The sequence below is a fragment of the Allokutzneria sp. A3M-2-11 16 genome, assembly GCF_024213555.1.
Taxonomy (GTDB): domain Bacteria; phylum Actinomycetota; class Actinomycetes; order Mycobacteriales; family Pseudonocardiaceae; genus Allokutzneria.
The window spans coordinates 148377-166621 of sequence record NZ_JANAVO010000007.1 but is presented as its reverse complement, the minus strand read 5'-3'; the positions used below and the strand labels follow the sequence as shown (position 1 = coordinate 166621).

14 protein-coding genes are annotated in these 18245 nt (G+C 70.7%); 6 read left to right on the top strand and 8 right to left on the bottom strand.

The features are described 5' to 3' along the window. Nucleotides 1–44: 44 nt before the first annotated feature. The 5 genes from NLX83_RS29585 (at nt 45) to NLX83_RS29565 (ending at nt 5986) form a co-directional block, all read left to right on the top strand. Nucleotides 45–1037, top strand: coding sequence for an aldo/keto reductase (locus tag NLX83_RS29585; protein WP_254238498.1), 993 nt, complete (start codon nt 45–47; stop codon nt 1035–1037). Between the two features lie 11 nt (nt 1038–1048). Then, nucleotides 1049–2674, top strand: a complete 1626-nt coding sequence (locus tag NLX83_RS29580) for an ABC transporter family substrate-binding protein (protein ID WP_254238497.1) — start codon at nt 1049–1051, stop codon at nt 2672–2674. After that, the gene (locus tag NLX83_RS42060; protein WP_254238496.1) at nt 2671–3285 is read left to right on the top strand and encodes a DUF4937 domain-containing protein; all 615 of its coding nucleotides are present in this window, start codon (nt 2671–2673) and stop codon (nt 3283–3285) included. The genes NLX83_RS29580 and NLX83_RS42060 overlap by 4 nt, the downstream gene beginning before the upstream one ends. 131 nt (nt 3286–3416) lie before the next feature. Beyond that, the gene (locus tag NLX83_RS42055) at nt 3417–4685 is read left to right on the top strand and encodes a cytochrome P450 (RefSeq protein WP_254238495.1); all 1269 of its coding nucleotides are present in this window, start codon (nt 3417–3419) and stop codon (nt 4683–4685) included. A 119-nt stretch (nt 4686–4804) separates the two neighbouring features. Continuing rightward, a complete protein-coding gene (locus tag NLX83_RS29565) occupies nt 4805–5986 on the top strand; it encodes an ABC transporter substrate-binding protein (RefSeq protein ID WP_254238494.1) in 1182 nt (393 codons plus the stop codon). Between the two features lies 1 nt (nt 5987). Here the strand turns inward: NLX83_RS29565 and NLX83_RS42050 are convergent, their stop codons facing one another. From NLX83_RS42050 to NLX83_RS29525, 8 genes are all read right to left on the bottom strand, one after another. After that, nucleotides 5988–7196, bottom strand: coding sequence for a cytochrome P450 (locus tag NLX83_RS42050; protein WP_254238493.1), 1209 nt, complete (start codon nt 7194–7196; stop codon nt 5988–5990). A 155-nt stretch (nt 7197–7351) separates the two neighbouring features. Next, the gene (locus tag NLX83_RS29555) at nt 7352–9607 is read right to left on the bottom strand and encodes an amino acid adenylation domain-containing protein (RefSeq protein ID WP_254238492.1); all 2256 of its coding nucleotides are present in this window, start codon (nt 9605–9607) and stop codon (nt 7352–7354) included. Between the two features lie 63 nt (nt 9608–9670). Then, complete coding sequence (locus tag NLX83_RS29550; protein ID WP_254238491.1) at nt 9671–10105, bottom strand: nuclear transport factor 2 family protein; 435 nt, start codon at nt 10103–10105, stop codon at nt 9671–9673. 30 nt (nt 10106–10135) lie between these two features. After that, nucleotides 10136–11374: a polyketide synthase gene (locus tag NLX83_RS42045; protein ID WP_254238490.1), complete on the bottom strand. Its 1239-nt coding sequence runs from the start codon at nt 11372–11374 to the stop codon at nt 10136–10138. A 10-nt stretch (nt 11375–11384) separates the two neighbouring features. Further along, the gene (locus tag NLX83_RS29540) at nt 11385–12392 is read right to left on the bottom strand and encodes a zinc-binding dehydrogenase (RefSeq protein WP_254238489.1); all 1008 of its coding nucleotides are present in this window, start codon (nt 12390–12392) and stop codon (nt 11385–11387) included. Continuing rightward, nucleotides 12373–16296 (bottom strand): non-ribosomal peptide synthetase, encoded by a 3924-nt coding sequence (locus tag NLX83_RS29535; protein ID WP_254238488.1) that lies wholly within the window; start codon nt 16294–16296, stop codon nt 12373–12375. Before NLX83_RS29535 ends, NLX83_RS29540 begins: the two co-directional genes overlap by 20 nt. Nucleotides 16297–16310: 14 nt before the next feature. Then, nucleotides 16311–16583, bottom strand: coding sequence for an acyl carrier protein (locus NLX83_RS29530; protein ID WP_254238487.1), 273 nt, complete (start codon nt 16581–16583; stop codon nt 16311–16313). After that, entirely contained in the window at nt 16580–17458 is an 879-nt protein-coding gene (locus NLX83_RS29525; protein WP_254238486.1) for a ketopantoate reductase family protein, read from the bottom strand. Before NLX83_RS29525 ends, NLX83_RS29530 begins: the two co-directional genes overlap by 4 nt. Nucleotides 17459–17896: 438 nt before the next feature. Here NLX83_RS29525 and NLX83_RS29520 point away from each other — a divergent pair, with 438 nt between their 5' ends. After that, the gene (locus NLX83_RS29520) at nt 17897–18235 is read left to right on the top strand and encodes an acyl carrier protein (protein WP_254238485.1); all 339 of its coding nucleotides are present in this window, start codon (nt 17897–17899) and stop codon (nt 18233–18235) included. Nucleotides 18236–18245 lie beyond the last annotated feature (10 nt).

Below are 18245 nucleotides of genomic sequence, written 5' to 3'. Positions count from 1 at the left end.
GCAGACTATACATACTAGTAGGTACAGAGCTAGGGTGTGCGGCCATGGTGATGACGAGACGGCTCGGCCGGTGGGACGTGGAGGTCCCCGCGCTGGGCGTGGGGACCTGGGCCATGGGTGGCCCGTTCCGCTTCGCGGGGCAGCAGCTGGGCTGGGGGAGCGCGGACGACGCGGAGTCCATCGCGGCGCTGCGCAAGGCTTTCGACCTCGGCGTGCGGTTGTTCGACACCTCCGACGCCTACGGGGCGGGCCACGCCGAGCGACTGCTGGCGGTGGCGTTCTCCGGGCACCGCGAGGAGGTGGTGCTCGCGACGAAGTGGGGCTACACCCTCGACGCCGCGCGGCGCGAGCTGACCGGTGAGGACGCGACACCGCAGTACCTGCGGCGGGCGTTGACCGCGTCGTTGCAGCGGCTGGGAACCGACTACGTCGACATCTACCAGTTGCACCTGGGCGACCTGGAACCCTTGCTGGCGGCCGAACTGCGCGATGCCTGCGAGGGCTTGGTGCGCGAAGGGCTCGTGCGCTGCTACGGCTGGAGCACCGACGACCCGGCACGGGCCGCGGTGTTCGCCGAAGGACCGAACTGCGCCGTGGTCCAGGCGGAGGCCAACGTCCTGCGGGACCGACCCGAACTCTACGAGCTGGCCGAGCAGCGGACGCTCGCGCTGCTGTGCCGCAGTCCCCTGGCGATGGGGCTGCTGGCGGACCGGGACTGGCGGCACATCACGTTGCCCGCCAACGACATCCGCGGCGACCCGCCGGAGTGGCTCGTGTACTTCCACAATGGACGGCCGACGCCGGAGTTCCTGGCTCGCCGCGATGCGGTGCGCGACATCCTGACCGGCGACGGCCGCACCCTCACCCAGGGCGCGCTGGCGTGGTTGTGGGCGCGGAACAAGAACACGGTGCCGATCCCCGGGTGCCGCACCGTCCGCCACGTCGAGGAGACCGCGGCGGTGCTGGAACGCGGTCCCTTGACCGAGGCCGAGCTACTGGAGATCGAACAGCTGCTGCGGCCTGTCCACAGCGCGTGAGGAGTGGTGTCATGCGACGGCTTCTGCTGACGTTGATCAGTGTTCTGCTGGTGCTGCCCGCGTGCGCGCCCGCTCCGACCGCGCCTGCCGGGGCGGACGAGGTGCCGCCGGAGCGGGTCGCCGAGGGCGGAAGCCTGAGGTGGTCGCTGTCGGAGTTCCCGTCGACGTTCAACCGGCTCAGCGTGCACGCGAACCTGGGCATCCACGAGCTCGCGCCCGCCCTGCTGCCGACGGTGTGGCGGCACGGCGCGGACGGGGCGGCCGAGCCCAACCCCGACTACCTCACGTCGGCGCGCCTGACCGCGACCGAGCCGCGGCAGGAGGTGGTGTACCGGATCAACCCGAAGGCCACGTGGAACGACGGGTCGCCGATCACCTGGGAGGACTTCCACGCCCAGTGGCGGGCGATGGTCGATCCTCGCTTCGAGGTCAACTCCAGCGAGGGCTACACCGAGCTGGCCTCGGTGGAGCGCGGCGGTGACGACCGCGAGGTGCGGGTGGTGTTCCGCAACCGCTTCGCCGACTGGAAGAGCTTGTTCAGCCCGTTGCTGCCCCGATCGCTGACCCGGGACCCGGTGGTCTTCAACGACGGCTGGCGGGAGCGGCCCGGCACGACCGCGGGACCGTTCCGGTTCGTCGAGGCCGATCCGGGGCAGAAGGTCGTCGTGCTGGCGCGCGACGAGAGGTGGTGGGGCGAGCGGCCGAAGCTGGACCGCCTCGTCTACCGGGTCATCCCCTCCGAGCAGGCGACCGAGGCGCTGGCCGCGGGCGAACTCGACGTCGCGAACCTCGCGCCGGACCTGGTGAGCATGAGGCAGGCACAGGCGGTCAACGGTGTGCGCGTCACCGTGGGGCCCACCCGCACCAGCCGCCACCTCGACGTCAACGGCCGACCTGGCGCGCTGCTGGCCGATCCGGACCTGCGCCGCGCGGTGGTGCAGGGCCTCGACCGCGGTTCCGTGCTGCGCGCCCACTACGCCGAGCAGGTCCCGCACGCCAGGCTGCTCAACAGCCTCATCCTGCTGCCGGGCGCCCGGCACTACGCCGACAGCCCCGCCGCCATCGCGCACGACCCCGACGCCGCCAACCGGAAGCTCGACGAGCTCGGCTGGCGGCGGGAGGGGGCCGTGCGCCGCAAGGACGGCCGCGAACTGGCCCTGCGCTACGTGATCCCGATCGGCGGCGGCGCGGCCGAGCTGGAGGCGAGGCTGGCCGCGGACCAGCTCGCCCGGATCGGTGTCCGGGTGGAGATCCTGCCCGTCGCCGTGGACCGGATGATGGAGGACTACATCGGCGCCGGCCGCTTCGACCTCAGTTCCACCAGCTGGATCGGTTCGCCCTTCCCCGTCTCGGAGAAACGGCGCTTCTTCACGAAGCTGCCGTGGAAGCACGATTCCGCCGAGGGTGAGGGAGATCCGGTGATCCGCGACCTGTTCGCCCGCGCCACCGAGGAACTCGACGAACGGCGCCAGGCCGAGCTGATCCACCAGCTCGACCACCGGATGTGGACGATCGCGTACAAGATCCCGCTGCTGCAGCGGCCCGGCATCGTCGCCGCCCGAGCCGGGGTCGCCAACGTCCACGCCTTCGGTTACGCGCACCCGATTCCCTACTCGCGCCTAGGCTTCCGGAGGTGATCATCAAGTGGGTCAGGTGCCGCGCGGTCGACGCGGGCGCCTTCGACCGGGGACAGCGCGCGTGGTCGGAGCTGGCGGGTCTGCCGGGGTTCCTCGGGCAGTTCGGCGGGTGGAGCCGCGGTGAGCCCGATATCGCACATGTCTTCGCATTCTGGGACAACCAGGCGGACCACGAGCGGTTCATGGCCGGGGAGCACGACCGCGTCGCGGCCGATCAGGCGGGCGCCTACGACGCGATCCAGGTCGGCCTCTGGGAATCGCAGCTGGTCATCGGCGCGGGCCTGCCCGCCGACGTTGCGCCGGGGTCGGTCGTGCGACTCGCGCACTGCCACGTGAAGCCCGGCCGTCAGGAGCACTTCGTCCGGGCACAGGCCACCGTGTGGAACCCGGGCATGGAGGCCGCGTCCGGCATGCGGGGCGGGATGTTCTCCCGACGTGGCGAGGCGGAGTTCCTGGTGCTGTCGCTGTGGAACTCGCAGGCCGACCACGAGCGCTACCGCACCGATCGCTTTCCCGGTCTGCGCGACAGGTCGGAAGCGATGAGCGACCTCCGTGACATCACCGGCGACCTGATCCGCCTCGACCCCGCGTGGACCGTCGAAGCTCACTGAAACAGACCTTCGACAGCGGGGGACTCGACGTTCGGCTACAGACTGACCGCCCCGCCGCATCGTGACCGGCTCTTCCCCCGAGCCCACGGCTGCGCGAGCAGGGGTGCGTGACGGCGGCCTATGCTCGCTCCGTGGACTCCACTGTGGACGGTTCATGGCCGCGGCAGCTGTTCGGCCCACTGACGCGATGCCCCTACCCGCGGCTGGTCACCGGTGATCCGGCGCGCTGGAATCCGCACACGACCTTCCGAGAACTGCGCGAGCGAGCCCCGGTCCAGCGGGTCGTGCTGCCGGGTGAGCTCGTGGTCTGGCTGGTCACCGGTGCCGTGCAGGCCCGGCAGGCCCTGGCCGAGGCCCGTCTGGTCCACGACATGCGCAGACTGCCCGATCCGCGGCAGGGCTTCGGGGGACGCCGGTATCCCGACGACATCTTCGCCGTCGAGGGCCGCCACCTGCTCAACAGCGACGGGGCCGACCATCAGCGGCTGCGCGCGGTGTTGACGCCGTTGTTCTCGCAGGCGGCCTCGCTGCGCTGGAAACCGTTCATCGAGCAGACGTGCGCCCACCTACTGGACGGTATGGCGGCTTCGGACGAAGCGGACCTGATCGCCGACTACGCCCGGCCGCTGGCCACCCGGGTCACCGCCGCGATGCTGGGCATCGCCACCGAGTACTCGCCCCGGCTCAGCGCGTTGACCCTGTCGCTGATCAACGCCCGCGACCCCGATCACCCGCAAGTGCGACAGGACCGGGTCGAGGTCTTCCGGCTGTGGGCGCGGATCATCGGGGAGAAACGACGCTCGCCCGGTGACGACGTGCTCACCCACCTGGTGCGGGCGCACCAGCGCGGGGACCTGTCGGCACAGGAGCTGACCTCGGTCGCGTGGGGCCTGTACTCCGGCGGAATCTCGCCCGCCACCACGTTGATCGCGGTCGGCGCGATGGAACTCATGCGCGCCCCCGAACTACGCGCGGCCCTGTGCGAGGAGGCCAGCGCGGCGGACCTCACCGAGGAACTGCTGCGCCTGGCCAGCCCATTCACCGTGGCCACTTGGCGTTTCGCCCTGGACGAGGTGACGATTGGCGACACCGTGATCCCGCAGGGCGCGGTTGTGCTGGTCAGCGTGGCCGCGGCCAACCGGGATCCTCAGGTGTTCCCCGACCCCGACGCGGTGCGTCCGGGCCGCGACCGGGCGGCCGCACACCTGGCCTTCGGGCTCCGGCCGCACTACTGCCCGGGAGCGCCGCTGGCCCGCCTGCAAGGCACGATCGCGCTCACCGCGCTGTTCACCACTTTCCCGGGCCTGCGGCTTGCGGTCGCCGAGGCGGAACTGCGCTGGCACGGCGTGCTTGTGGAGCGCTGCTACGACAGCGTTCCCGTCTACACCACCTCTGGCTGACGTGAGTTGTGTGGAGAGGTTGTGCCCGTTGTGGTGAATCGGGCTGATTTCAGGACGCCGTGCGGTGGGTGCTGGGCGGACAGTCAGGTGTTTGTCATGCGGCAGTGAGGAGCGCGGTGATGGTGCAGGACAAGGCATCCGGCCGGGTGGTGTCCCGGCGTTCGGTGCTGACCGGTGGTGCGGCGGTGGTGTCGGCGGCGTTGGCAGGGCCGGGTGTGGCCACGGCCGGGGCCCGTGCGGCGTCGGCGCGGCCGATCAAGGTGGGTGTGCTGCTGGACCTGTCGGGGCCGGGTTCGGGGCACGGTGAGCGGCAGCTGCTGGGTCTGCGGCGGATGCGGGACATGGTCGAATCGGGGGCGCTGCCCGGGCACCGGCCGGTGACGTTGGTGGAGCGGGACACCAAGGGCACGGCGGCGGCGACGGCGGCGGCCGCGGCGGCGTTGATCGAGCAGGACCGCGTGGACGGCCTGATCGGCACCTCGTCGCCGTTCACGGTGGGGCCGTTGCGGGATGCGGCCCAAGCGGCGGGGGTGCCGATGGTGAACCCGCTGATCACGGGTCTGGCCGACCCCACCAACACCTTCGTGTTCACCTCGCGGGCGCCGTTCGGTCTGGATCTGATCAAGGCGATCGCCCGGGACGCCCGGCGCGACGGTCTGCGGCGGACGGCGACGCTGATCGGCTCGGCGTGGACGGGCCCGAAGTTCGACGAGGACCTGGCGCGGCTGGCCGGGTTCGGGCTGGACAACGCAGGAGTGGCGCAGTTCGGGAACACCGAGACGGACTTCCGCCCGCAGCTGAAGCAGCTGATCGCGGCCCGGCCGGACACGATCTCGGTCTTCGGCTTGCCCCCGTCCAACGGCCTCGCGGTGGCCCAGGCGCGCGAGCTGGGCTGGACCAAGCGGATCTACTGCAGCCCGTCCGCCTCGCACCCGTTGTTCTTCAGCACCGCGGGTCCGGCCGCCGAGGGGGTGCGAGTGCTGGTTCCGTGGGCGACGGTGCACCGTGAGGCGCCGCCGGAGCTGCCGAACCTGCGGACGATGCGGTTGTTCGCCTCCACGTTCGAGGAGCAGCACGGCCAGCCGGGGGCGTACCCGTGCTTCGCCGCGGACGCGCTGGGGATGCTGACCAAGGCGTACGCGTCCACCGACGACCGCGCTCAAGCACGGGATCGCCTGGAAACGTTGTCCTACAAGGGAGTCACCGGTGTCTACACGCCGGGCAACAACCACGTCGGGCTGCCCGAGGGCACGTTGACCACGGCGATCGTGCGGGGCGGGCGGTTCGTGCTCGACGCGTAGCTCACGCGGTCCGCACCGGCAGCGCCTGGAGCGCGCGGATGGTGAAGCACGGCTGCCGCAGCGTCGGTGTCCCGGCGAGGCGGAGCCGGGGGAACCGCCTCGCCAGCGCGGCCAGCACCACGGCGGCTTCCATCCGGGCCAGCTGGGAGCCCACGCAGTGGTGCACGCCGAAGCCGAAGCTCAGCGGCCGCACCCCGGTCCTGGTGATGTCGAACCGGTCAGGATCGGGGTAGCGGTCCGGATCGCGGTGCGCGGAGCCGTACACCAGCCCCACCACCGCTCCTTCTGGAATCACCGTTCCGGCGACGGCCATCGTGCGCCCGGCCAGGCGCGTGTTGACCTGTACGGGGCTGTCCCACCGCAGTACCTCCTCCACCGCGGCCTCGGCGAGTTCGGGGCGGTGCGCGAGCAGCCGTGCCTGGTCGGGGTGCAGCGCCAGTGCTCGCGCGCCGTTGCCGAGCAGCCCCAGAGACGTCTCGAACCCGGCCAGCATCAGCCCGGCGAGCATGCCCGCGACCTGTCGCGGTGACTTCCCGCCGCCGACATCGCTCCAGTGCGCGACCAGGTCGGCGAACCGGCCTGTCCGCGCGGCCGCGATCCGGTCCAGGTAGTAGGCGACCAGGCGGCCGTGGCTCGCGGCCAGGCGGCGGTTCTGCGCCTGGGACAGCACCACCTCGAACAGCAACGAGAACTCCGACATCAGCTCCACCAGCGTCCCGACGTCCGCCGCGGGCAGTCCGAGCACGTGCACCATCGTCCGCATCGGTACCGCGGCCAGCACCGGAACCAGGTCGACCGCCGTGCCGTCGCGGCCGTGCCGGGCGAGTTCGTCCAGGGCTCGCTCGCACTCCCGCTCCACGAACGCGCGCAGCGCCGCGACCCGGCTCGGCGTGAAGTAGGGCGCAGCGGCCTGGCGCAACGCGGAGTGCCCAGGAGGATTGCGGTACACCGGCCACTGCTCGATCGAGGCCAGGATCTCCGGCGGCCACTGCCCCACCCGCCGCCGCCCCTGCTGCACGCCGTTGATCACCCGCAGGCTCCGGTCCCGGTGCAGCGCGGCGCAGTCGGCGTGCCGGGTCACCAGGTACGCGTCCAGCGGCGCGAAGTGGTGCACCCCCGGGTCCGCCCGCAGCGCCTCGTACACCGGGTACGGGTCAGGCGGAGTCCGCGCCAGCAACAACGACCTGATCAACCCCACGGCATCTGCCACGGCTCACCCCCGCGCCCGCACTGGCTTCGACTTTCGCACCGCCGCTGACCGGCAGCGCGGTGAGAACCAGATCGAGTGACCGCTGTGGACACAGCGATGGGGAGGTTGTCGCTCCTTGGCGACCAGGGGGCTCGGGCAGCGAACGTGGTTCGGGTTCAGCGCCTGCGGGAGTGCGTCAGCGCCTGGGACAGGGCGTTGCGGTCGACCTTGCCGGTCGGTCCCACCGGCAGCGTCGGCAGGACGAGGACGTGGTCGGGGACCATGTAGCTGGGCAGGTGTTCCGCCAGGTGGGCGCGGACCTCGCGCGGGGTGAGCGCGGCCGAGGCCACCGCCCCGAGCAGCTCCGGGCCGTCGTCGCCCGGCGTGGTCACCACCGCGCAGTCCACCGCCCCGGGGAGCTGGCGCAGCGCCGCCATGACGTCGCCGAGCTCGACGCGGTAGCCGCGGATCTTGACCTGGTCGTCGCGGCGGCCGAGGAACTCCATGTTGCCGTCGGGTTTCCAGCGCGCCCGGTCCCCGGTGAGGTACATGCGCTCGCCGGGGACGCCGAGCACGGTGTCCGGGAGGAACTTGCGGGCGTTGAGGTCGCCGTCGCCGACATAGCCGTCAGCGAGGGCCGTACCCGCGATGTAGAGGTCGCCCTCCTCGCCGATCGGGCAGACGCGGCGCTCGTCGTCGAGCACGTAGTAGCGGGCGTTGTGGATCGGCTTGCCGTAGGGGATGCTCGCCCAGCCCGGGTCGATCTCGGCGACGTCGAAGTAGTTGGACCAGATCGTGGCCTCCGTCGCCCCGCCGAGCGCCACCACGTGGGCCTCCGGGAAGTGCGTCCGGACGCGGTCGGGCAGGGTGAGCGGAACCCAGTCGCCGCTGAGGAAGACCAGGCGCAGCGCGGGGATCGACGAGGGCGGCAGTTCGTCCACAATGGACATCACGAGGCTCAGCGCGGCCGGGGCGGAGTCCCAGAAGGTGATCGGCTCCCGCGTCAGGACCTCCGCCAGCAGCACGGGGTCGCCCAGCTCGGCCGGTGGCGCGACGCGGATCGCCGCGCCCGCGGCCAGGGTGCCGAGGAGGTCGTAGACGGACAGGTCGAAGGTCAGCGCCGTCACCCACAGCAGGGTGTCGTCCGGGCCGATGTCGTAGCGCTCGTTGACCCACTGGATCAGGTTCACCGCGCTGCGGTGGCGGACCGAGACGCCCTTGGGCACTCCGGTGGAGCCGGAGGTGAAGATCACGTACGCGGTGTCGGTCGGCCCCGGGCCCTCGGCGGGGACGGAGCCGGACAGCGACGCCCAGTGCGTCACGACCGGCTCCGCCGCGACAGACTCCGTGCCACGCCGGAGAACTACGTCGTAGCGGTCCTTGATGAGCGGGTGCCATTCTGGGCCGGACCGCCTGCGCACCTCGACCGAGACGGCAACACCCAGAGCCGTGCCGAGCCGGGAGAACCACTGCGGTGACACGCCGAATAGGGTCCCGCCGGTAGCGGGGTCGACGACATCCGCGAGCACCACGGCGCCACCCGGGGCGACGGTGGCGAGCGCGTCGCGCAGCACGGCACGCAGGTACTCGAAGTCGGGGAAGAACTGGGTGACACTGGCCAGCAGCACGACATCCGCGCCGCCCGGCGAGACGAGCCGAGGCAGGTCGAGCGCGGTGCCGTGGTGGAACTCGCCGGAGGGAACCTCACGGGCGGCACGCTCGACGGTGGCCGGGGAGATGTCGATTCCCTTGTAGGACTTGGTTTTCAGCGCTTTGGCGATCAGGCCCGCGCCGCAACCGACCTCCACCACGCGCGAGGCGGGGCCGACAAGGTCGCGGACGTGCTCGACGTAGGTCTGGATCTGCGCCGGGGAGAACTCGTCGGTGAAGCCGGAGGCGCGGGCCAGCTCGGGTTCGTTCGCTAGTTCGTCCCAGAGCATGCTCTGGATCTCGTCGGTCAGGTCAGGTTCCGGTGCTGGTTCGAAGGACGTGCACACGAACCGGGTCGCAGTCCCGGCGAGGTCCGCCGCCTCCTCCGCGCGCCGCAACCAGGACCGTGAGGTGACCGTCCACTTGACACTGAGTTGCTGGAGTGGTTGTGCCACACGGGAAGCGGGCCAGCGCGTGTCGAGCGGCACGTACGCGGCGCCGGAGCGGAGGACGCCGAGCACCGCCACGACGGAGGTGTAGGAGTTCTCCACCAGGATGCCGACGAAGTCACCGCGCCCGACCTCGTTGTCCTGGAGGAACTTCGCCAGTGCGCCGGAGTCCGCCCACAGCTCGGCGTAGGACCTGGTGGCGTCGCCGCCGAGCCGGACCGCCGGGGCGTCGGGGGCCTTGTGCACCTGGCGTTCGACGAGGTCCACCATGGACAGGTCGTCGTCGAAGGCGCGCGCGGTGTCGTTCCAGGAGGCCGGGGGCAGTCGATCCATCTGCAGACTCCGTCACTGGCGTGGCGGGCGGGCCCCCGAGAGCCCGCCCGCCCCTCGGGTGGGTCAGGGCTTGTCGCGCAGGATGACGCGGGCGCGGATCTTGAGCTCGCCGTTCTCGCGCACCAGCAGGTCCTCGACGCTGGAGGAGGAGAAGAACTTCACCTCGTCCTGGGTGTTGGTCTGGGTCACCAGCGAGTAGTAGGTGACGCGCAGGACGCCCTCACCCGCGTCCTCGATCAGGAAGTGGTCGAACCAGTGCCGGGTGACCAGGCCCTGGTACTGCGGCAGCATGCTGTGCATCTTGGCGCGCATGGCGGTGCGGCCGGAGACCTTCTCGGTGCGGTGCGGGTGCTCGACCGAGCCGTCCTCGGTGAAGGTCTCGGTGAAGCGGTCCACGTCGAGCTCGTCGAGGATGCGCATCTGCCTGGCGTAGAAGTTCTTCACCTCCACGTAGAGGTCGGCGCTGACGTGACCGGACACCTGGGTTGCCTGTGACACGAGGAAAATCCCTTCGGACGTGGTGGTTGACTAGACGCCGGGTGGTTCCTCGACGATCAGGAACGCGTTGGTGCCCCCGACTCCCGCCGACATCAGACCCGCGACGCGCGACCGGCCCGCGGAGTCCCACGGCCGACCCTCCGGCAGGATGCCGAAACGGTCGCCGTGCCTGGTGAGCTCCGGGATCGGGTCGCGGGTGTTCGGTGTCGCCGGCAGGAAACCCTCGCGCACGGCGAGGGAGGTCTTGATGAGCGCGGCCATCCCGGCCGCGGTGTCGCAGTGGCCGACCGACGCCTTGACGGAGCCGACGGCCACCGGAGGCCCTTCCGCGCCGAGCGCCTCGGTGAGCGCGGTCGCCTCGATCTGGTCGTTGAGCGGGATGCCGACGCCGTGCGCCTCGACGTAGCCGACGTCCACACCGGACAGTCCGGCGACGGCCAATGCCTTACGCACCACGCTGACCTTGCCGTCCACGCCGGGGATGACGAAGCCGGGCTTGTTGCCGCCGTCGTTGCCCACGGCGCTGCCGCGGATCACCGCGTGGATCGGGTCACCGTCGCGGAGCGCGTCGGCCAGCCTGCGCAACAGCACCGCGCCCGAGCCGTCGCCGGGGATCACGCCGGTGGTGCGCGGGTCGAACGGTCTGCTGATCCCGTCGGTGGCGTGGATGCTGCGCGGCGGGCGCAGGTACCAACCCTGGACGTCCTCCTGGACCGCGACGGCCCCGGCGAGGGCGTAGTCGCAGGCGTGCAGCCGCAGGCTCTGGCAGGCCAGGTGCACCGCGACCGCCGACGTGGCGCACGCCGAGTCGATCATGACGCTCTCGCCGAGCAGGTTCCGCAGGTAGGAGAAGTGCGGTCCGGCGAAGGTCGGGTCGATGTTCATGACCTCGTCGAAGGCCGCGCGCGGCACGTGCTTGGTCCGCGCGCAGCCCGCGTAGACCGCGGTCCGCTCGTTGATCTCGCCGAACTTCAGCCCGGCGTCCTCGACGGCCTGCCACAGCGACTCGTAGAGGATGCCGTGCTGCGGGTCCAGTTCGGCGGCGCCGACCAGGCCGGTGTCGTACCGGTCGCGGTGCGGCATCAGCCCGTAGGAGTGCACCCGCAGGGTGTCGTCGCCGACGTCCTCGACGACGGGGTCCTCGGCCCTGGTGAAGCAGTCCCGCCCGGAGCGCAGGTTGGCCCAGAGGGCCGGGATGTCGGGCGACTTGGCGAACCGGCCGCCCATCCCGATGATGGCGACGGCCTCGCCTGGCACGTCAGTGTCCACAGTGGATCCCCTAGTCGAAGGTGAGTCCGACCTTGACGACACCGTCGAGCCGGTCGTGCGCGAGGTCGAGCGCGGTGGCGATGTCCTTGATGTCGAAGGTGTGCGTGATGTGGTCCTTGACCGCGATCCGGTCCTCGACCACCAGCTGGAGCGCTTGGCGGAAGGAGGCGAGGTCCGGCTCCATCTGCGCGCCGACCGCGGTGGTCAGCGCGACCTGCCTGCCGAACAGCGCGGCGTAGGGCACCGAGAGCGTGTAGTCCTCCGGCATCCCGAAGAAGCCCAGCCGCCCGCGCATGCCGACCATCGCCATGGCGTGCTCGCGCGCGGAGTCGGTCCCGGCGGCCTCGATCACCAGGTCCGCCCCGAGCCCGCCGGTGAGCTCCTTGGTGGCCTCGCCGACGTCCTGGCCCGGCGCCAGGACCGCGTCGTCGGCGCCGAGGGTCTTGGCCAGCTCCAAGCGGCCCGGCTCCAGGTCCACGGCGATCACGCGGTCGAAGCCGAGGTGCTTGAGCATCTGCACGAACAGGATGCCCGCCGACCCGGTGCCGACCACCGCGGCCGTCCCACCGGTGACCGGACGCGGCCAGAACTGCTTCAGCGCGTAGATGACCGTGCCGAGCTGCTGCGCCATCAGGTAGTGCATCGCCGTGCCGTTGACCGGCACGTGCAGGAGGAACTTGTCGGAGATCGTCTGGTAGCGCGCGAACGAGGCCATGTAGGCGTGGTTCGGCACGGTCAGCACCCGGTCGCCGGGGGAGAACAACGGCGACCGGCTCTCCACGACCTCGCCGAGCCCCTCGTGGCCAGGGTAGCCGGGCGGGCACGGGTACTCGTGGTCGCGCATGTCCCGGAAGAACGGGGACTCGGCGCGCACCCGGTGCACGTCGCTGCCGCAGATGGCGCCGACCGCGTTGCGGACGAGCACCTCGCCCTCGGTGATGTCGCGGAACGCGACCTCCTCCACCTCCACCCGTCCGGGCTCGACGAGGATGGCGGCCTCACCGCGTAGTGCGGGCATGCTGAGCCTCCGTGCTCTTGGTAGTGGCCCAGGACAGGGGATGTCCCGGGAGGTGCACGCGTCGTCCTCCGGTGGACAGCGCCACGTCGACGCCCCGGCACCACAGGGCGGCGACAGCGGTCATCAGCGCGCGGTCGTCGGCAACGCCAGGCGTGAGGGTGGGCACGACCACGGCGTCGGCGACGGTGATCTCCGGCGATGGAGCCGTTCCGATGTCGAGCAGGACGGTGGGCCCCAACTCGTGGCAAGCGACCTTCGCCAGGTCGGCGAGCCCGGCCGTGTCGGAGAGGCCGTCCTGCTCGGTGGTGATCCAGCGCAGCTTCGGGACGCCGAGGGCAGTCGCTCCGCGCAGACCGTCCGAAAAGGACAGTGCGCCGCTGACGGTCGCCGCGGCCAGCCTGCCCGAGCCGGTGCCGCACACCGCGGCGGGGGAGACGCCCCACTCGATGAACTGCTCGGCGATGCCGACCTGGAGAGCGTAGGCCAGCTCGGCCCCGGTCCTTCCCTCGGCAAGCTCACGGATCTTCGGGAACAACCGGTAGGAATCACCAAGCGGCGCAACACAATCACCGAACGCGAAGACAACCGACTCGGAGCGCGTGACGGTTCCCTCGCCGACGGTGAGAGCCGCTGACGCGAGGTCGTCGGTCACCACGGCGAACCGGTGTTCGAAGCGCTCGCGGCCGTCGAGCGTCCTGGCCACGTCCTCCAGCCGCACCCCGCGAGTGGCGGCGAGCTGCTCACGGGCCACAGAGAGCGCATCTGTGCTGCGTGCGGAGAGCGCGAGCACGTGGTGGCGACGCTCATCCTGCGGTGCCGCAACGGCCGCTGACACCTTGACCGTTCGCTGCTGCGGGGCCTCCGCGTAGACGGTAGCCGATTGTGCTTCTCCACCAAGGAGATTCGCCTGCGCACGCACGGTCACGTGCCGCATCAGGTCCATGATGGACGGTTCGGTTCCGGTCGCCGCGCGCAGCTCGTCCTGGAGCCTGACCAGGAGCAGCGAGTGGCCGCCCGCGTCGAAGAAGTTCAGGTCGAGATCGGTGATGTCGTGGTCCAGCACGCGTTTCCACGCCGACCGCACCTGGTCCAGCACGCCCGTGGTGCGCACGACCGGGGCCGCGCCGAGGTCCGGGACGGGCAACCGGCGGCGGTCGATCTTCCCGGTCGGGGTCAGCGGCAGCGCGTCGACGACCACGATGTGCCGGGGGACCGCGAAACCCGGGAGCCGGGTCTGCGCGTACTGCCGCAGCTCCGCCGGGTCGACCGCGCGCGTCGCCACCACGTAGGCGACGATCTCCTTCTCCTCGCGCGGGTTCCGGTGCACGGTGACGAAGACCGACGTGACCGCGGAGTGCCCGTCGAGGACGGCCTCCACCTCGCCCAGCTCGACCCGCTGACTGCGGATCTTCACCTGGTTGTCGTTGCGACCGATGAACTCCAGCAGCCCGTCGGCGTTCCACCGCACCCGGTCGCCGGTCCGGTACAGCCGCGCGTCGGCGGTGACGAACCGGGAGGCGGTCAGCTCCGGGTCGTTGAGGTAGCCGTCCGCCAGCCCCACGCCCCCGAGCAGCAGCTCACCGGCGACACCGCGTGGAACCGGGGTGGTGGTGCCCTCCAGGACCACGCGCGCCTCGGTACCCGGAACCGGCCTGCCCATCGGCAGCGTGCGCGCGTTCGGGTCGACCTCGTTGATGGCGAACCACGTGGAGGTGAAGGAGTTCTCGGTCGGACCGTAGCTGTGCAGCAGCACGTTCGGCCCGCACCAGCGCAGCGCCCGGCGCATGTGCGCTACCGAGATGATCTCGCCGCCGAAGTACACCCGCCGCAGCGACTGCAACAGGTCCGGCGCGTCCTCGATGATCCGGTTCAGCAGCGGCGTCGTCACCAGCAGCGTGGTGATGCCGCGTTCCCGCACCACGGTCCGCATCTCGCGGGGGCTGAGCACCAGGTGCTTGTCCAGCACGACCAACTCCGCGCCGTGGGCGAGGGCGCCCCAGATCTCGTAGGTCGCCCCGTCGAAGTTCAGCGGGCACAGCTGCGCGATCACGTCGGAGGGGTCGAGCGGGATGAAGTCCGGCCGCTCCATGAGCCGGGCCATTCCCCGGTGCGGCAGCACGACTCCCTTGGGGCGCCCCGTGGTTCCCGACGTGTAGAGCACACAGAAGGTGGAGCCCCCGTCGCGCTCGACCACCGGGGCGGGCCCGGCGGGAGCCTGCGCGTACAGGTCGGTGACCGTCACCACGATGCCTTGCGGCTGCTTGACGTCGACCTCGCAGCCGGGGTCGACGACCAGCACCGGCGGACGGGCGTCGTCCACGATCAGCTGGAGCTGGGCCTGCGGGTAGGCGGGGTCCAACGGCAGGTACGCCGCGCCCGCCAGCACGCAGCCGAGCCAGAAGACGGGCGTGTCGGCGCCGGGTGGCAACAGCAGTGCGACGGTCTCGCCAGGGCGAGTTCCGTTGTCCCGCAACCAGTTCGCGACCGCGCTCGCCTGCTCGACCAGCTCCCGGTAGGTGAGCACGTGCTCGCCGTGCCGGACCGCGATGGAGTCCGGCCGCTCGGCGGCGTGCCGCAGCACGAGGTCGGGCACCAGGTCGGCGGTCGGTGCGACGGGCGCTCCGTGCGACTGGAGCTGGGCGAGGCCGGTGTCGCACACCGAAAGCAGGTCACCGCACGAGCGATGTGGCTCGGCGACGGCCGACGTGATCAGTTCCCGGAGCTGTTCGACGAACAGCCGCGCGGTTGCTTCCCGGTAGCGCGACGAGTCGTAGTAGAGGCACAGCCGGATGCCCTCCGCGCCTTCGATCGCGTTGATCGAGAACTCGTACTTCGTGGTGTCGTCGGGGTGGTCGAAGCGCCGGACCGTGGTGTCCCCGACCCGCCATTCGCCTTCGTAGGCCGGGGTGTACATGAACACCGTGCGCTCGGTGCTTTCCCGACGGATCTGTTGCAGCAGCTGGGCGGGCACCGACGAGTGCTCCAACGCGTCGAGCAGCTGGTCGCGGAGACCGGCGAGCACGTCCTGGAACGACCGGTCGGCGTCGAGCCGGTCGCGCATCGGCAGCACCCGGCTGCGCAGGTCGATCTCGTCCTCCGCGCCGTATTCGCGCCCGGAGAAGACCATGCCGAACGTGCCGTCCGACCGGCCGCTCCACGCGTGCAGCAGCACCGACCACGCGCCCAGCAGCACGACCGACGACGAGCCACGCACCTTCTGCGCCAACGCCTGCACGTCCGCCATGACCCCGGCGGGCAGAGCCAGCTCGACATCTGCCGACGGTCCGGGCAGACCGTCCTCGGCGACGAGGTCGTGCAGCGGGGCCAGCGGAGCGGGGGCGTCGCGCAGCACCGTGGACCAGTGCTGCTCGGCGGCCTCGGCCAGCTCCGGGTAGAACTCGGGCTCCTCGGCCGAAGACCGCACGGACAGCCCGGTTTCCCCACGGGTCCGCGCGCGGTAGGCAGTGATCAGGTCCTGCGTGAAGACGTTGGTGGACCAGCCATCGGAGATGATGTGGTGCATCGTGACCGAGAACAGCGCGCCGTCGTCCTTGACCAGCAGCGCGGCGCGCAGCAGCGGCGCGACGGCCAGGTCGAACACCGCTTTGCCGGAGACAGCCGCCCATCGCAGCGCCTGGGCGCGGTCAAAGGGGCCGGGCTCGCGGTGCTCGACGAACGCCACCGGAGGGGCGGGTTCGACCACGCGGGTCAGCCCACCGTTGTCGGTGTCGAATCGGCTGCGCAGCGCGGGATGCGCCGCGAGCACGTCCCGCAGCGCCGCCCGCAGCGCGGGCACGTCGACGCCCGGGGTGAACTCCAGATCGACGTTGATGTTGTAGCGCCCGGACTCCGGTTCACGCTGGCCCGCGAGCCACACCTCCAGCTGGGCCGGTGTGGCGGGCACCCTCGGCAGAGTGCTCAACTGGGCTGTCCGCCCAGCGAGCGGACCAGGTCGGCGACCGTCCGCACGGACCGGAAGTGCTTGGGGGAGAACAGGGTGTCGTCGATGGTGACCCGGAACCGCTGCTCGCACTGGGCGCGCAGCTCCACGAAGCCCAGCGAGTCCAGGCCGAGCACGTCCTGCAGCCCGTCGTCCTCGCCGATCTCCTCGGCGGGCACCTCCAGGTAGAGGTCGTGGACGAGGATCTCCCGCAGCTGGTCTTCCAGGCATCGCGCGGAACTGACGGTCATCGTTGCCTCCGGATCTGCTTGACGAGGGTGGTGATCGACGGTGTGGGCACCCCGTGCGCGGTGGCCAGGCGCAGCACCGGATCGGTGAGCGCGGCCAGCTCCGTCTGCTGGGCTCCGGCGACCACGTCGCGGTGCAGCGACGTGTCGGTCCTGCCGGGAAGTCCCTCCAGGGTGCGGATGTTCTCCTCAGCGGAGAGCGAAACCGCTTGTGTCGCAGCGACTGCGCACAGTTCGTGGGCGGCGGAACACATCAGCTCGCGCACCGCCGGTGTGCGGCGCACCACGCCGAGCGGACCGTCCGCCGCGGTGGTCGCCAGCGCGAGCGGCAGCAGCATGGCGAGCTTGCGCCACAACACGTTCAGCGGGTCGGTACCGACGACGCAGTCGATCCGCGTGCCGCGCAGTGCCTCGATCACCGGCACGAGCCGCGCGTCATCGTCCCCGGCGAGCTCCACCGCGGCGCTCATCGCGTGCCACGTCACCGAACCGGGGGCGGTGCGTTCGGCCTCGATACGGATCGAACCGGCGACCACCCGGTCACCGAACCGGCCGCGCAACGGAGACAGGTGGTCCAACCCGTTGAGCAGGGAGACCACCGAGCCCACCGACACATCGGGAATCACGTTGCCCAGCGCGGATTCCAGTGCGGGTGCCTTCACCGTCACCCACAGCACGTCGACGTCCTCGCGCAGCGGCGACGCCGTGGACACCGGCAGCTCAAGCGCGCCGTGGAGTCCACTGTGGACTGTGATGGAGCCCGGATGGTCGGCCCGCGCGGGCTCGCGCAGCACCAGCACGACCTCGTGGCCGTGCTCCGCCAGCGCGGCGCCGACCGCGAGGCCGACTCCACCGGCCCCCAAAATGGCATGTCTCAAGGCGTTTTCCTCGCATGATTCCCCGCCGCCACGGTCCTCGTGATGGGCGGAGCACTCCCCAGTCGTGATGCGAGCAGCGGCTTCTCCAAGCGCATTGTCGCCTGCTTCGGAAGCTACGCAAACGTCGTCGGCGGCGTCAACCCGCAACAGGACTTTCGATACGGGGGGCTGTCGCAAGAAAGTCCTTGTAACTTGAGTGGAGTCGTTGTCACCGGCGCCTGAACGCTTCCGGCTGTCCTGGACTGGACCTCGTGGCCGTGCGTGCCGAAGTGACTGGATTTTTTACTCTTGGTTTACCCATGGGGGCCGGGTGACTGGTCCGTATGGCCGAGTTTTCACGGGAAAGACCGGTCGCCCGCCCTGGATGGCGCTACGCTCCTCCAGGAGCGGCCTTCTTCCTGTTTTTGCTGGTCAGGACGTTATTCTGGGGGAGGCGCTGTGAGCTGGGGCGCGGAGGTCGACGCGCACGTCGTGCCCGCCGAGGCAGGCGGGAATTCGCAGGAGTTCGACTTAGAAGAAGTGATGGGGCACTTGCGCGAGGTCTGGTCCGAGGTTCTCGGGCATGCCGACTTCGATAACGGGACCAACTTTTTCGAAGTTGGTGGACATTCCGTGAAAGCTACATCGATGCTCATCAAGCTCCGTCGCCGAGTCGGCGCACTGCTGCCCGTTCGGGAGGTATTCGACCACCCGACCATTCAGGGGCTGGCCGTTTTGGTGCAAAACAGGATCGCGGCATCGGGTTCGGTGTCCGGCCCGCGCCCCGGGCGCAGTTGAACTAGGAGGA